The organism is Parasedimentitalea psychrophila (genome assembly GCF_030285785.1).
Taxonomy (GTDB): Bacteria; Pseudomonadota; Alphaproteobacteria; order Rhodobacterales; family Rhodobacteraceae; genus Parasedimentitalea; species Parasedimentitalea psychrophila.
Genome location: NZ_CP127247.1, coordinates 2,928,211 through 2,942,428, shown reverse-complemented (window position 1 = coordinate 2,942,428; position 14,218 = coordinate 2,928,211). Strand labels below are relative to the sequence as shown.

The following is a 14,218-nucleotide window of genomic DNA, read 5'->3' as shown; positions in this document are numbered from 1 at the left end:
CTTCTTCTTGTTCAAAATACCTCGGGGGTGAGGCCGCCAGGCCGAGGGGGCAGCGCCCCCATTCCCCACATCCCGAACCACATCAATGCAGATTATGTTGCGCACCGGAGCCCTCCTCATCCATCAACCCATGCCCCGAGCGGAACCGGTCCAGCTTGAACTTGGTGGCCGCGCCATGCGGGCGATCGGTGGCGATCAGATGGGCATAGGCATCGCCGGATCCGGGGATCGCCTTGAAGCCGCCGTAACACCAGCCACAATTGAGATAGAGCCCCTCGATGCCGGACTGATCAATGATCGGCGAGCCATCCGGGGTCATATCCATGATGCCACCCCAACTGCGCAGCAGCCGCGCCTTGCCCAGCGCCGGCACCATCGCCAGGCAGCTTTCCATAGTGTGCTCCACCATCGGCAGATTGCCGCGTGCCGCATAGGAGCTGTAAAAATCCAAGTAACTGCCAAACACCAGACCGCCCTTGTCGGACTGGCTGATATACAGATGGTTCTCGGCAAAGGCGATGACGTGGTTGAGCACCGGCTTCAGTCCCTCCGAGACAAAGGCCTGCAGCACATGGCTTTCGATCGGCAGCCGCAGCCCGGCCAGGGCCGCCACCTGTCCCGACCGCCCCGCCGCCGCCAGTGCGACCTTCTTGGCCCGGATCACCCCGCGCGTGGTCTGCACCCCGCGCACTTTGCCATTGTCGATATCAATGCCGGTGACTTCGCAGTTCTGGATAAGATCAACACCGCGCATATCGGCGCCGCGGGCAAAGCCCCAGGCCACCGCATCATGGCGCGCGGTGCCGCCGCGCCGATGCAGCAAGCCGCCCATGATCGGGAAGCGGTTGTTGTCAAAATTCAGAAACGGCGCTCGTTTGCGCACCCCTTCGACATCCAGCAGTTCGGCATCATCGCCCTGATTGATGATGGCATTGCCGCGCCGCACCATGGCGTCGCGCTGGCCATCGTTGTGATAAATCATCATCACCCCGCGCTGCGACATCATCGCGTTATAGTTCAAATCCTGCTCCAGCCCCTCCCAGAGCTTCAGCGAATGAGAGTAGAACTCGGAATTGCCCGGCAGGTAATAATTGGCCCGCACAATGGTGGTGTTGCGGCCCACATTGCCGCCGCCCAGATAGCCCTTTTCCAGCACCGCGATATTGGTGATGCCGTGTTCTTTTGCCAGATAATAGGCGGTGGCCAGCCCGTGACCGCCGCCGCCGATGATCACCACATCATATTCGGGTTTCGGCTCGGGGTTGCGCCAATGCGGTGCCCAGCCCTTGTTGCCTGTCAGCCCTTCTTTGAGCACGCGCCAGCCTGAAAACCGCATGGGCTACCTCCAAATTCAAATATGGGGAGGCCGGCCAATCCGCTGCCGTCTCCCGCTAAAGCATTGCTAGCCGCTTTCCCGTGTGGCTCCTACCCCTATTGGTAGAAACGCAACAGTCCGGCACCTTGTTGCCGGTACAAGTGCCCGTACTGGGCAGATATGTCTAGTCGAGGTTGCGACATCCTGCGTCGTTCTTTGGCAGCGCTCAATTCACGGACAGGTGCTCAACCACGAAACAGCTTTCACTAGGGGCTTGATCAGGCATAAAAACTGATGCAAAATTCGGGAGCGGGCACTTCAAATGAAGGATGATGGTCTAATGGTAAATGTGAGAAAAATGATATTGAAACGAATAAAGCTGCCTGCAATTGCCGCGTTACTTTTCACGGCTCTTTTGAGCAGTGCTGCCTCAGCGCAGTCAAAGAATGATCTGCCGGACATGCAGTATTATGGATACAAAATCGTTCACCACATGTCATCTGTAGTGGACCATATCGAGCAATTCGGCTTCAACGTTTTCGATCACCCTCGAATTGCCGACTACCGCTCTTTTGTCATAACACCAGCGCTTGATCATTTTTATTCCAAGGCCGTAGCAGATGTCCGGTTTGGCCCGGTAATCATTGATACCCCTGCCAGGGACGACCGGTACTCCAGCATCGAGATTTTTGACGTCGAACACCATGCAATTTTCGATCAGGTCACTGCGAAAGAGGGCGAACGGTTTGTTCTGGTTCATGAAGATTACAAAGGTACGCTACCCGAAGGCACGATCATAAAAACAACTTCAAACTTTCCCTTTGTCTTTCTTCGCACTCAGACATTTGCATTCAATGAAGACAAGTTGGCCAACAGTATCCGCCACGAGGCCCGGATGTATGGACTTTGGGGAAAAGTGGACTTGCCGAACCCCAAAGATACGCTTGCGTTGATCCAGTGGACCATTGACAACTCCAAGCCATATGCCCTGACACAAGACCTCATGGCTGAGGCCGCCATGAGCTATACTCCGACGGTACACAAGGCAACATTTGACAGTCTAAAACAGTTTCTCGCCGACGGTGGGGTAAGCGGCAATACAGGAGCGTTTGAACCGGTTGATCATCCGGCAGGCGGCAGCCACAAAGTCAGAGCGGCGGGTACGTTAATCGGACATTTGGGTTTCCCGGTACATCACGCTTATTATCAGGTTATCCCGGTGGACCGAACCGGAACCAAACTTGCAGGCGCCGTCGGGCCCTTTGTATTGACTTTGCCTCACGTCCCTGGCGTCGATCTGTTCTGGTCGGTCACACGTTATGATGCCAATACTTTTTTGCCGTTAAATCCCGCGGATATTGGGAACAACGACATTCAAGCTTATCCCGATTTTTCAATCGAACCTGACAGCGATGGGAACGTCTCTTTTACCTTCAGCATGGAGGATCCGAAAGATGGGACTTACTGGATGCCGGTACTCGACAGCGGCTATTATATTGTCGTCCGGTACTACGGCCCCACCTCGGAGCTTAATGGAAGAACAGCCAAGGATATTGTCTACAAAGGAACCCAGCTGGAAGAGACATTCAAAACTGTGAAGTTCTAACTGCCGCCAATGCCAATAGCAGCAGTTAAATCAAAGCTGGAAAATTCGCCGGTTTTGAGGTTTCGGAGCTAGACCCCAAAACGGAAAACGGCGCGCTGATGTTAGCGCGCCGTCACAATCATCTCGTCATAGTCATCTGTCTGGCAGATTACAGCCCCTTGGCGCGATAGCTGGCGGCCACTTTGCCGATCGACACCAGATAGGCGGCGGTGCGCAGGTCGGTGATATCGTCACGACTGTGCCAGACTTCGCGCATCGACTGATAGGCAATCCGCATGGTGTCATCCAGACCGGAGCGCACCAGTTCCAGCTCACCGGCGCCACGCAGGTATTTCTGACGGAAGTCCGGTGACATTTTCCAACGGCCCTCCATCACGCTCTCCAGCTGCGCCAACTCGTTGATCACCAACTGGTGGCGGGCCTCTTCTTGGCGGCGCTGCATGCGGCCAAAGCGGATATGCGACAGGTTCTTGACCCACTCAAAATAGGACACCGTCACACCGCCGGCATTGGCATACATGTCAGGGATGATCACCACACCCTTTTCGCGCAGGATGTCATCGGCACCGGCGGTCACCGGACCATTGGCGGCCTCGATGATCAGCGGAGCCTGAATACGCGCGGCGTTGGAGAGGTTGATCACCCCCTCCAGAGCTGCGGGCACCAGAATATCACACTCGGCCTCCAGCAACGGCGCACCGTCCTTGGAATAGGTGGCGTCTGGATAGCCACTGACGCCGCCATGCTGGCCGATCCACTGGCGCACCGCCTCAACGTCGAGACCATTGGCGTCAAACAGCCCGCCATCGTATTCGATGATGCCGATGACCTTGGCGCCGTCTTCTTCGCTCAGGAACTTGGCGGCGTGATAGCCCACGTTGCCCAACCCCTGCACAATGACCCGCTTGCCATCCAGCGAGCCTCTCAGACCAGCCGCCTTCACATCTTCCGGGTGGCGGAAAAATTCCTGCAGGGCGTATTGCACGCCCCGGCCGGTGGCCTCGACCCGGCCGGCAATGCCGCCGGCATTCAGCGGCTTACCGGTGACGCAGGCGCGGGAATTGATGTCGGTGGTGTTCATGCGGGCGTATTGGTCAGCGATCCAGGCCATCTCACGCTCGCCGGTGCCCATGTCAGGTGCGGGCACGTTTTGCGACGGGTGGATCAGGTCGCGTTTGATCAGCTCATAGGCAAAGCGCCGGGTGATCAATTCCATCTCGTGTTCGTCATATTGCCGCGGATCAATGCACAGGCCGCCCTTGGAGCCGCCAAACGGCGCCTCGACCAGGGCGCATTTATAGGTCATCAGCGCCGCCAGCGCCTCGACCTCGTCCTGGTTGACGCCCAGCGAGAAGCGGATGCCGCCCTTGACCGGTTCCATATGTTCGGAATGCACCGAGCGATATCCGGTAAAGGTCTTGATCTCGCCCCGCAAGCGCACCCCAAAGCGCACCGTGTAGGTGGCGTTGCAGACCCTGATCTTTTCCTCCAGGCCAGGTGGCAGGTCCATCAGGGCAACGGCCCGGCTGAACATCAGGTCAACGCTTTCACGGAAACTGGGTTCGTTGACGTTACTCATTGGCTCTTCTCCCTAATCCTGAGACGACTCGCCTACAGTTGTCACTGAAAGGTTATGACGACTTCTTTAATAAGTGCGACCTTTTTGACCATTTCATTTCAAAAAAACCTGTTTTTTCCGCGTTTTGGAAACTTTCGAGAATCCCCGCAACGGTCAGACCAGGGGTCGGGGCCGCAGTGAATCAAGGCACGAATTGCCTTAATTTTATGATCAATTTGAAAGTTAACGTCATATGAACGCCCCAATTCCGCCATCTTCATCAAGCATTAATACTTCAACCAAATCCCACAGTATCCATACGGGCCCTTTGTCACTTTTGGGCCGGAGAGGACTGCAATGCCACTGCGACTACGCCAGACAACCGCCCTATCCAGACGTGCAGCAAACCGCTGCAGGACAGGCCTGTGCAAATTCGCGCGGGAAGAGGACGGGGTTCTGATCAAGCCCACCATATTCATATTTCTGTCGATGCTGGCAGTTGGCGGTATTGGGGTTGATCTGATGCGCATGGAGCGCGACCGGACCGAGCTGCAGTATACTCTGGACCGGGCGGTGCTGGCCGCCGCCGATCTGGACCAGACCCAGACGCCAGATGCTGTGGTGCTCGACTACCTGACCAAATCCGGTCTGAGCGAATATTATAGCCCCCCCACCTCGGACATCGGCTTGGGCTATCGCATCGTTACCAGCACGGTCAACAGCGAGTTCGAGACCCATTTCATGAATTTCACCGGCGTTGGCAGCATCCCGATCTATGCCTCATCGACCGCCGAGGAAAGCATTGATGGGCTGGAGATTTCGCTGGTGCTGGATGTGTCGGGGTCAATGGATTCAAACAACCGTCTCACAAATCTTAAGGTCGCGGCGAAAGACTTCATCGATGAGATGGTGGCCAATACCACCGACGGCAAGATGTCGATCTCGATCATTCCCTATGCCACCCAAGTTTCAGTCCCGGAAGCGCTGTTTGACCAATACAACGTCTCGGCCGAGCAGGATTATTCCCACTGTGTAAATTTTTCGTCCTCAGACTTCAACAGTGTTGCGCTGCCGCTGACGACTCCTTTGCAGGGCACCATGCATTTCAGCCCCTGGTATGACAGTGATTATCGCCCAAGTGGGCGGTTGGTCAATTATGCCGTATGCTCTGCTGATGCAGATCGCGAAATACTGCCCTTTCAAAAAGACGCCGCGACGCTCAAGGCCTTCATCCAAAACCTCGACGCATGGGGAAACACCTCCATCGATTTGGGGATGAAATGGGCCACCACTTTGCTGGATCCCTCCGCCCAACCGGCCATCAACGCCCTGACCACCGGCGCGGATGCAAGCGTTCCCGTTGATTTTGCGGCGCGCCCGTCCAGCTATACCGATGCCGACACCATCAAGATCGTGGTGCTGATGACCGATGGGCAGAACACATCGCAGTATTATATTGACGAAGATTTTCGCAGTGGAATGTCGGACCTATGGTACAACGCAAGCGCGAACCGCTATTCCTCTTATGACCCGAACAGTTACCGGTCGTATGACAGAGATTACTATTGGGATAATTACGGAACCTGGAAAGATCACCCCTATGGCAACGGGTCGAGCGAAAGCGGCACTGCGGTTCGGCTGAGCTATGCTGAACTATGGGCCCGAACCTCTTTGAAGTATAACTACAAGTATATTTTCGGGGAATGGATGGGCACCTCGAGCGCCAAGAACAAATACTACTACCCCGTTCGAAAATATTACGGCACAACCACCAAGAACACCCGCACCCAAAACATCTGCAACGCAGCCAAGGAAGCAGGCATTATCGTCTACACCATCGGCTTCGAAGCCCCCAGCGGTGGCCAGGCGGTGTTGCAGGACTGTGCCAGTTCAGACGCGCATTACTTTGATGTGAACGGCTTGGAAATCTCGGACGCCTTTGCCTCAATTGCCACCTCGATTAGACAGCTGAGGTTGACCCAATGATCCGGCGCATTCAACAGTCACTGCGGCAGTTCCGCAGCCGCGAAAATGGCAACGTCACGGTGGAGTTTGCCATTGTGGTGCCTCTTTTCCTGATGATTTTGATGTCGACGGTGGAATTGGGGCTGATCACCATCAAGCAATCCATGCTGGAGCGCGCCTTGGACATGACGGTCCGCGATCTGCGACTGGGAACCGGCGCAGACCAGCAACATGACGACATCCGCGACGCCATTTGCTCCAGATCAGGCTTTATCGACAGTTGTGACACCTCGCTGCGTTTGGAGATGGTGCAGGTCGATCCGTTTAACTGGACCGGCATTGACGCCTCGCCGGACTGTATCAACGCGGTAGAAGATGTGCAGCCGGTGCGCAGCTTTATCAGCGGTCAGTCAAATGAGCTGATGTTCATTCGGGCCTGCATGAAATTCGCCCCGGTATTCCCGCAATGGGGGCTAGGTGACAGTCTGGACAAAGATTCCGGCGGTCGTGTCAGCCTGTTTGCCTCGTCAGCATTTGTTCAGGAGCCGAGGTAATCATGGATCGTTTCATAAAGCCCGCCTTTAAGACCTTTCGCCGCGACACCGATGGGTCTGTGTCAATCGAGACGGCATTCTACCTGCCGTTCCTGCTGCTGATCTTTGCGTCGATCTACACCTATTTTGATGCCTTCCAGCAGGAAAGTGCCAACCTTAAGGCGGCCTATACGATATCGGATCTGGTTTCGCGCGAGACCAATGCGATTAACAACGACTACATCGACAGCATGCATGCGCTGACCGAACTGCTGGTCCGCTCGGATTCCTCGGTCTCACTGCGGATCTCGGTCATTCGCTGGGATCAGGACGATGATCGCTATTACGTCGACTGGTCGGTCAATCGCGGCACCCACTTCTTCTCCTGGACCGATACCACTATCAGCCAGGTCGAGAATGATCTGCCTGCCATGCCCGATCAGGAGCGCGTTATTCTGGTGGAAACCCAAAACGACGTCAACGCGGCCTTTAAGATCGGCCTGCCGGACATGAATATCTACAACTTTGTGTTCACCCGGCCGCGCTTTGCGCCGCAGATTGTCTTTGAAGGCAGCCTGTCAGCCGGTGGCAGCCATGAAGATGGGACCGACGACACCAGCTAAGGCTAGAGCCGGCCATCACCGGCCTGATTGCGCCTCGCCACCATCGTGGCGAGGATTTCCGAGGCCGCCTTGCTTTGCGATCCCGGGGTGACGCCGCCAACACCAATCCGGCGCCCCATGCGCCAGTACAGCCCCGGCCGCCAGATCCGGCTGGCCGGGGTTTTGGTTTTAATCAGAAAGCCATTTGACGGTTTGAAAGCAAAGAAGCCGCTGTCGATGTTTTCAATATCGTCGATCCGCGCGATCACATTGCCATCGGTGCAGCGCAGCTCGGTCTCGGTCAGCTCGATGGTATATTGCGTGGCCTGCCACATGCGGGTCGCCAGCCAGATGGTCGAAACGCCCACAGCCAGCAAAAACGCCAACCACCCCACGGATGGCGGCGTCGAGAGCGCCACGTAAAGAACCAGCGCCCCGACTGATCCCAACATGCCAACGCCCATATAGCGACGACCCTCTGACGCGCTGATTGTTACTATGATGTCGTCGTTCATGATCCGCTCCCCAGATGCCGCACCCAAAAGATGCGCGACGGGTCTAGCCTGAAACAAGCGCCGCGAACAGCCCCCACTATTGGGTATGGCTATTTCGCAGCGGCCCGGTTGATCACCACCTCATAGCCCGGCTGTTCCGGCTCGTCGTCGATCAGCTCAGAGGGAAATCCGTCGGCCAGAACCCGGTGCCCTGTCGCCTCCTCCAGCCGTTCGATAATGCGGTCCGACTGGGCCCGCTCCCCATAGCGTTGCTGGCCATCCTTGATGATGCGGATCACTTCCGGCGACAGCTCCAGCGGCACCTTGTTGCGCTCGGCGATGGTCTGGAACAAGCCGATGTCCTTGAGCACCAGATCCATGGTGAAATTGACATCGCGCGCCCCCGACAGGATCAGCTGGCTTTCGGTTTCATGGGTGAACGAGGTGCCCGAGCTGATCTTGATCGCCTCATAAGTGGTGGCCATGTCCAGCCCCGCCGCCTTCATGGTCACCATGGCCTCGCACAGGGTCAGCAGGTTGGCGGTGGCCAGATAGTTGGTCATCACCTTCAGGGTGCTGGCGGTGCCGATCTCTCCGGTGTGCAACACCCGGCGCCCCATCAGGGTCAGCAGCGGCAGGATGCGTTCAAACGTTGGGCGCTCGCAGCCCGCAAAGATCGAGATATTGCCAGTGTCGGCGCGGTGGCAGCCCCCGGAAACCGGGCATTCCACCGCAGCGCCACCGCGGGCAATCACCGCCGCCGCCAGTCGCCGCACCTCGGCCTCGTCGGTGGTGGACATTTCCATCCAGACCTTGCCTGCCGTCACCTGCGGCAGCATCTCTTGCACCACCACAGCCGAGGCGGAGGGCGTGGGGAGACAGGTGATCACCACATCGCAATCGCGCATCATCGCCGCAGCTGAGCCGCCAGCGCTGGCGCCTTTGGCCACAAAGACCTGCACCAGATCCGAGTCCAGATCATGCACCATCAGATCCACACCATTGCGCAGCAGGCTGCCCGACAGCTTGGCGCCCACATTGCCCAGGCCGATAAAGCCCACCTTGAGTTCTTTTGTCATTCTACCACCGCTTGGAGTCCATTTAGCAGCAACGGCTAGCTTGACCTCATCTATAAATAAAACGAATAATAATGCGACTTGGCCCCCGAAAAATTAGCAGCAGAAAATTAGCAACACATGTCGGATCTCCCCAATCTCGTCTGGCTGCGCGCCTTTGAGGCCTCGGCCCGGTTGCGCAGCTTTACCGCCGCCGCCCATGAACTGGGGCTGAGCCAGGCGGCGGTGTCGCACCAGATCCGCAGTCTGGAGAGCAGTTTTGGCGTTGCCCTGTTCCTGCGCCGCGCCCGCCATCTGGAGCTGACCGCATTGGGGCATGCCTATTACCCCAGCATCGCCCAGGCGCTGGATGATATCGCCTATTCCACCCGTGGGCTACTGCGGCCGATGGAGGCACGCACCATTACCCTGCGGGCGCCGATCTCAACCGCCGTGCTGTGGATCGCGCCGCGTCTTGGCAGCTTTCAGGACCGGCACCCGCAGATCAAATTGCGGCTGATCTCGGCGATCTGGGCGGATAGCACCAGCGACGAGGATGTGGATATTGACCTGCGCCTTGGCCCCTCCAGCTGGTTCGACCGCCGGGCGCATCTGCTGGCAACGGAAAGCGTGCTGCCGGTGGCCACGCCGGACGTGGCGGCGCGATTGGGGTCGGCGCAACAGCTGCTTGAGCAAAACCTGATCCATATTCACGGCTATCAGGACAACTGGCTGCGATTTGCCAAAAGTCAGGGGCTGGAGCCGCAGGATCGTGGCGCTGGGTTGCTGACCGATACCTCATTGGCGGCGATCGAGATGGCGGCGGCGGGCAGCGGTGTGGCGATGATCATGCGGCGCTATGCGCAGGCACCGCTGGATCAGGGCAGGATCGCCCGGGTGATGGATTTTGAGATGCCGATGGGTCAGGGGCATTATCTGATGCCCACCACCGGATCAGACCCCAACAGCCCCGAGGAAAGGCTGGTGCGGGACTGGATCACCGAGATTTTTTCGTGACAACAAAGTCAGTTAACACGCAGACCAACGCCAATAGAAAATGTTGCACCACCGAACTTTGCCCGCTAGCTTCGCGCCATGGTATGGCCCAACAACACTCCGCCCCAACGTGATGGCGACGCCGAAGCAGGCATCGAAGTCAGCGATGATTTTGAGGGCTTTGCCCAACGCAACGACATTTTCAGCCGCGCCTTTTGGGATGATCGGGTGATCTCGAAACACAGCGCCAAGTTCTTTGCCTCCTACCGGATGGAGGCCGCGCCGCGCCGCGGTGACGGCTTTACCCGCCGCGATTTTGCCCTGCGCAATGCCGCCTGGCTGATCTCGGACAATGTCTCTAACCGCACTGCCGATCAGGGGCTGCGGCAGGGGTTTCAGGCGCCGATCCAGTCGGACACCCCGGTTGCGGAAGATGCCGCCGAGATTGATGATCCGGCGCAGATGTCGGCTGAAATCAAACGCGTCGCCACCTTCTTTGGCGCCGATCTTTGTGGTGTCACCGATCTGGATGACCGCTGGCTCTATACCAGCCGCGTTGACACCCGCGACATGTCCGACGCGCCGCATGACCTGCCCAAGGGCCTGACCAATGTGATCGTGCTGGGCCATGAAATGGATCAGGAGCTGGTCGCCACCTACCCCTCGGCGCTGGCCGGGGCGGCGACGGGGCGCGAATACAGCCACGAGGCATCGGTGGTGATGCAGCTGGCCGCCTATATCCGCAATCTGGGCTATGAGGCGGTGCCGTCGATGAACGATACCGGTCTGGTGATCCCTTATGCGGTCAAGGCGGGATTGGGCGAATACGCCCGCAACCAGATGGTGATCACGCCTGAGTTTGGCCCCCGCCTGCGGTTCTCCAAGATCTTTACCAACCTGCCGCTGGCGCATGACAGCGCCAAACCGCAAGGCGTGCGCGATTTTTGCGACATCTGCACCAAATGCGCCGAGGCCTGCCCGGTCAAGGCGCTGCCCTTTGGCCCGCCTGAGGTCGGCGGCAGCAATGTCTCGGCGATCAAGGGCGTGCGCAAATGGACCTCGGACGCCGAGAAATGTTTCTCGTTCTGGGCAAAGATGTCGTCGGATTGCGCCATCTGCATGCGGGTCTGCCCGTTCAACCGCGACTATTCCCAGCCGCGTCACCGGCTGTGGCTGAAACTGGCCCTGTCACCGCTGCGCCATCTGGCGCTGAGACTGTCCAAATCCCACGGTGGACGTCAGAAACCGGGCAATTGGTGGACCAAAACCGCCAAGTAACCCATCCCCGACCAGCCAATCAGCGAAATGATGATGCCAGACAGACGCCCCATAGCCCTGATCACCGCCCACGGCCAACCCTCAAACCCGCAGCCCCCCGAGGCGGCGCTGGCCCGGCTGGCGGCACAGCTGCAGGATCTGCTGCCAGAGTGGCACATCCGCTCGGCCACCTTATCTGCGCCGGGCCGGTTTGAGGGTGAACTGACGCCCGGCGCGGTGATCTATCCATTTTTCATGGCCCGAGGCTGGTTTGCCGGCCAGGTGCTGAGCCGCCGGATCGGCCAGATCCCGCATCAGATGGCCTGCCCCTTTGGGCTGGACCCGGCGCTGCCCGCGCTGGTGGCCTCGGCTCTGGAAAACGAAGTGGCCAAGCGCGGCTGGACGGGACAGGACTATGAGCTGCTGCTGGCCGCGCATGGCTCGGCGCGCGGCCCCAAAGCCGCCGAGGCGGCCGAGGATTTTGCAACAGCCCTGCGCCCCTTGCTGCCGCAGTCCCGGATCACCACCGGATTTGTGGAACAGGCGCCGTTGATTGAAACCGCCGCACAGGCACTAAGGGATCGGGCACTAAGGGATCGGGCACTAAGCGATCGGGCGCTAAGCGATCGGGCGCTGTGCCTGCCGTTCTTTGCCCAAGCCGGAGACCACAGCCGCATCGACATTCCTCAGTCGCTGACCGCGGCCGGATTTACCGATGCCCCCCTGCCAGTGACCGGCGCCCTTCCGGGGGTCGCCCACTTAATAGCCCGGGCCCTTGAAACCTGTCTTGGCGCCGGGGGCGCCCGATAAAACCTTCAAACATCCCCGTCCAGCGGGCATTGAGCCCTTGCACGCCTTGGGCACTTAGGATGAATGACGGCTCACACCATAGGCGGCGAGTTGGCGGAGTGGTGACGCAGCAGATTGCAAATTCGGCAATTTCCCTTTGATTTCTTTATATAATGTGCGGCGATCCTGCTGGACATGCAAGGAACGAAACGTGAAAATGTGGCAGCCTATTCCATCGGCTCGGCGTCGACCTTTGTTATAGCGCTGCGCAGCCTTCCGGACGTATCGACGAAGCTCACCAGACAGATATAATGCCCAATGCTGCTGGCGCGAAGGTTTGTTAGAATGGGCGGGAAGGAGCCGTTCGCTGCGATCTGAACGAACGACCGAGGTGCGGTCGTTCGCGATTGTCGGCTTAACGTTCTTGGGCTTAGTCCGACATTAACCATTTCTTCGCGGCTTCGAAATTCGCGGCGTCGAAGAACTGGGTCTCTGCATCTAAAAACCGTGAACCGACCTTTTGCGCCATCTTCTGCCAGGCCCGGTCGCCAACGATGGCAGCCTTGTCCAGCAGCGGTGCGTGGCCACGGGCAAGCGAAAGATGTGCCCCCATGGCCGACAACCCTTGCCAGCCATCAAATTCCCTTACATCGATCAGCAGTCGGAAGCCGTCCCGCTCGAGTAGTTTCGCATCCAGATCGCCCTCCGCCATCGCGTAGTCCTCGGGACTAACCTTACCGACCAGTTCGATCAGCAGCGCCGGGCCGCCCAGATCGCGGAGATGGATGGCACCCAGTGACTCCCTTAGCCAACGCCGGGCAGCCTCTTCTTCTTCGAAATCAAAAACTTGTACCGGGCATGGCATGATCGGCGCGAAGGCACGAATGGTGCTTGCGATCCAGCCACTTCCCGCGCAAACAGCTACCCGGTCGAAACCTCGCCAATGGCTGAGGCCGAGTTTCATATCGGCCCAGGCTGCACTGGCATTGAAACTCAGGTCCTCGCCAACCACGACCAAAAGTCGCACTGCGTCAACGTCAGCCAGCGCCGCCTCAAGCGCTGGTGTCAAGACGTCGTCATAGTCCACCGCCGCGATAGCGCCGCTCATGCGCATCTCAAGCTGACCTGCTGTTCCAGTATCAATCATTTCAATCATGGTGAAATCCCTTCGTTTCAATTTTTGATATAACCCTAGCTGCTTACAATTGCGTGTCAAACCTGAATGGGCACAGGCTAATCCTCCGCCAAGAGCCATCAAAGCCCGCAATTTTGGCTTGTCGTGATATAGCCAATCTGGGCTTAAACCTGCCGTTGGCCGCAGGCAGCACGAAGGTCCGCAGTGGGCCGTTAATGACCATGAAGGGAAAGGGCCTGATTGCTGCAGCCTGCACATTTCGTCACGAAGGGCGGAAAGTGTGAATTGGCTGCGGGTGCGAGCCCAGAATTCGAAAGCTCAGGACGCCGAAGTTCAGACAATCGCGTCCAGGATCTCGCCGTCCTTAGAATGGCAGAAGGCTGCGAGGTCCGCCATCATATCTCCTGATGTTGAGGGTGAAGTCCTGGCGTGTGTGTGGGGGGGAGCGCCATGAGTGGCAAACTTGCGCTGCCCCTCGCGCAGGCCCTCAACGACCCAGATACCCAGCGCTGACATCAAAGGCGCTGCGCGGGCAGAGAGCCGGCTCAATCGCGCGGTTACGCTGGCATGGGCCACATAGCCGCCCTTGGAATTCCAGATGGTTTCCGGCCCCTGCTCGCCAACACGGCGGAAACCACGGCCAATGTCGCCGCCCAGAAAAGACCCCGAGATCCCCTTGGGGCTTGCCGCAGTTTGTGGACCGGGCTCGCGTTCCACCAGTTACTGACAGCAGATCCAACGCCCTGAATACCATCGACTGCGCCAGCGCCCGTGTCCTGCAAGGCAGTGATAACGCCACTGAACCTCGTCCATGTTCCCGGACATTGCGGTACTTTCCCCCTGTCCATGAAAGGGGCACTAAATGGGACGACAGCGACGGAAATATACGGACGATTATAAGGCCGCGGCAGTT

13 protein-coding genes are annotated in these 14,218 nt (G+C 58.2%); 7 read left to right on the top strand and 6 right to left on the bottom strand.

Annotated features, from left to right (window positions below; translation table 11 throughout):
- Positions 1 to 82: 82 nt before the first annotated feature.
- Positions 83 to 1,336, bottom strand: a complete 1,254-nt coding sequence (locus tag QPJ95_RS14360; RefSeq protein WP_270919786.1) for a sarcosine oxidase subunit beta family protein — start codon at positions 1,334 to 1,336, stop codon at positions 83 to 85.
- Positions 1,337 to 1,637: 301 nt separating this feature from the next.
- Between QPJ95_RS14360 and QPJ95_RS14355 the strand changes: the two genes are divergently transcribed.
- The gene (locus QPJ95_RS14355) at positions 1,638 to 2,921 is read left to right on the top strand and encodes a DUF1254 domain-containing protein (protein ID WP_270919785.1); all 1,284 of its coding nucleotides are present in this window, start codon (positions 1,638 to 1,640) and stop codon (positions 2,919 to 2,921) included.
- A gap of 148 nt (positions 2,922 to 3,069) precedes the next feature.
- Here QPJ95_RS14355 and QPJ95_RS14350 read toward each other — a convergent pair whose 3' ends face one another.
- Positions 3,070 to 4,500, bottom strand: coding sequence for a Glu/Leu/Phe/Val family dehydrogenase (locus QPJ95_RS14350; RefSeq protein ID WP_270919784.1), 1,431 nt, complete (start codon positions 4,498 to 4,500; stop codon positions 3,070 to 3,072).
- A 336-nt stretch (positions 4,501 to 4,836) separates the two neighbouring features.
- Between QPJ95_RS14350 and QPJ95_RS14345 the strand changes: the two genes are divergently transcribed.
- From QPJ95_RS14345 to QPJ95_RS14335, 3 genes are read left to right on the top strand one after another with little or no spacing between them, the layout of a single operon-like run.
- Positions 4,837 to 6,465 (top strand): TadE/TadG family type IV pilus assembly protein, encoded by a 1,629-nt coding sequence (locus tag QPJ95_RS14345; RefSeq protein ID WP_270919783.1) that lies wholly within the window; start codon positions 4,837 to 4,839, stop codon positions 6,463 to 6,465.
- Entirely contained in the window at positions 6,462 to 6,998 is a 537-nt protein-coding gene (locus QPJ95_RS14340; protein ID WP_270919782.1) for a TadE/TadG family type IV pilus assembly protein, read from the top strand. Before QPJ95_RS14345 ends, QPJ95_RS14340 begins: the two co-directional genes overlap by 4 nt.
- Positions 6,999 to 7,000: 2 nt before the next feature.
- Positions 7,001 to 7,600 carry a TadE/TadG family type IV pilus assembly protein gene (locus QPJ95_RS14335; protein WP_270919781.1) on the top strand — a complete coding sequence of 200 codons (600 nt, stop codon included), beginning with the start codon at positions 7,001 to 7,003 and terminating at the stop codon, positions 7,598 to 7,600.
- Positions 7,601 to 7,602: 2 nt separating this feature from the next.
- On the opposite strand, the gene QPJ95_RS14330 is transcribed toward QPJ95_RS14335, so the two are convergent.
- The gene (locus QPJ95_RS14330; protein WP_270919780.1) at positions 7,603 to 8,094 is read right to left on the bottom strand and encodes a hypothetical protein; all 492 of its coding nucleotides are present in this window, start codon (positions 8,092 to 8,094) and stop codon (positions 7,603 to 7,605) included.
- A gap of 89 nt (positions 8,095 to 8,183) precedes the next feature.
- Positions 8,184 to 9,152, bottom strand: coding sequence for an NAD(P)-dependent oxidoreductase (locus QPJ95_RS14325; RefSeq protein ID WP_270919779.1), 969 nt, complete (start codon positions 9,150 to 9,152; stop codon positions 8,184 to 8,186).
- A gap of 117 nt (positions 9,153 to 9,269) precedes the next feature.
- On the opposite strand from QPJ95_RS14325, the gene QPJ95_RS14320 reads away from it, so the two are divergent.
- The 3 genes from QPJ95_RS14320 to QPJ95_RS14310 all read left to right on the top strand — a co-directional run bounded on the left by QPJ95_RS14320 (position 9,270) and on the right by QPJ95_RS14310 (position 12,191).
- Positions 9,270 to 10,145 (top strand): LysR substrate-binding domain-containing protein, encoded by an 876-nt coding sequence (locus tag QPJ95_RS14320; protein ID WP_270919778.1) that lies wholly within the window; start codon positions 9,270 to 9,272, stop codon positions 10,143 to 10,145.
- A 78-nt stretch (positions 10,146 to 10,223) separates the two neighbouring features.
- Positions 10,224 to 11,402: a 4Fe-4S double cluster binding domain-containing protein gene (locus QPJ95_RS14315; protein WP_270919777.1), complete on the top strand. Its 1,179-nt coding sequence runs from the start codon at positions 10,224 to 10,226 to the stop codon at positions 11,400 to 11,402.
- Positions 11,403 to 11,435: 33 nt separating this feature from the next.
- Positions 11,436 to 12,191: a CbiX/SirB N-terminal domain-containing protein gene (locus QPJ95_RS14310; protein WP_270919776.1), complete on the top strand. Its 756-nt coding sequence runs from the start codon at positions 11,436 to 11,438 to the stop codon at positions 12,189 to 12,191.
- Positions 12,192 to 12,600: 409 nt separating this feature from the next.
- On the opposite strand, the gene QPJ95_RS14305 is transcribed toward QPJ95_RS14310, so the two are convergent.
- Positions 12,601 to 13,326 (bottom strand): SpoIIAA family protein, encoded by a 726-nt coding sequence (locus QPJ95_RS14305; RefSeq protein WP_270919775.1) that lies wholly within the window; start codon positions 13,324 to 13,326, stop codon positions 12,601 to 12,603.
- A gap of 312 nt (positions 13,327 to 13,638) precedes the next feature.
- Positions 13,639 to 14,022, bottom strand: a complete 384-nt coding sequence (locus QPJ95_RS14300) for a hypothetical protein (RefSeq protein ID WP_270919774.1) — start codon at positions 14,020 to 14,022, stop codon at positions 13,639 to 13,641.
- Positions 14,023 to 14,218 lie beyond the last annotated feature (196 nt).

Coding starts and splice junctions, on each gene's coding strand:
- QPJ95_RS14355 (WP_270919785.1), top strand. CDS start 1,638: ATGAAGGATGATGGTCTAATGGTAAATGTGAGAAAAATGATATTGAAA.
- QPJ95_RS14330 (WP_270919780.1), bottom strand. CDS start 8,094: ATGAACGACGACATCATAGTAACAATCAGCGCGTCAGAGGGTCGTCGC.
- QPJ95_RS14325 (WP_270919779.1), bottom strand. CDS start 9,152: ATGACAAAAGAACTCAAGGTGGGCTTTATCGGCCTGGGCAATGTGGGC.
- QPJ95_RS14335 (WP_270919781.1), top strand. CDS start 7,001: ATGGATCGTTTCATAAAGCCCGCCTTTAAGACCTTTCGCCGCGACACC.
- QPJ95_RS14340 (WP_270919782.1), top strand. CDS start 6,462: ATGATCCGGCGCATTCAACAGTCACTGCGGCAGTTCCGCAGCCGCGAA.
- QPJ95_RS14360 (WP_270919786.1), bottom strand. CDS start 1,336: ATGCGGTTTTCAGGCTGGCGCGTGCTCAAAGAAGGGCTGACAGGCAAC.
- QPJ95_RS14345 (WP_270919783.1), top strand. CDS start 4,837: ATGCCACTGCGACTACGCCAGACAACCGCCCTATCCAGACGTGCAGCA.
- QPJ95_RS14315 (WP_270919777.1), top strand. CDS start 10,224: ATGGTATGGCCCAACAACACTCCGCCCCAACGTGATGGCGACGCCGAA.
- QPJ95_RS14350 (WP_270919784.1), bottom strand. CDS start 4,500: ATGAGTAACGTCAACGAACCCAGTTTCCGTGAAAGCGTTGACCTGATG.
- QPJ95_RS14310 (WP_270919776.1), top strand. CDS start 11,436: ATGCCAGACAGACGCCCCATAGCCCTGATCACCGCCCACGGCCAACCC.
- QPJ95_RS14320 (WP_270919778.1), top strand. CDS start 9,270: ATGTCGGATCTCCCCAATCTCGTCTGGCTGCGCGCCTTTGAGGCCTCG.
- QPJ95_RS14305 (WP_270919775.1), bottom strand. CDS start 13,326: ATGATTGAAATGATTGATACTGGAACAGCAGGTCAGCTTGAGATGCGC.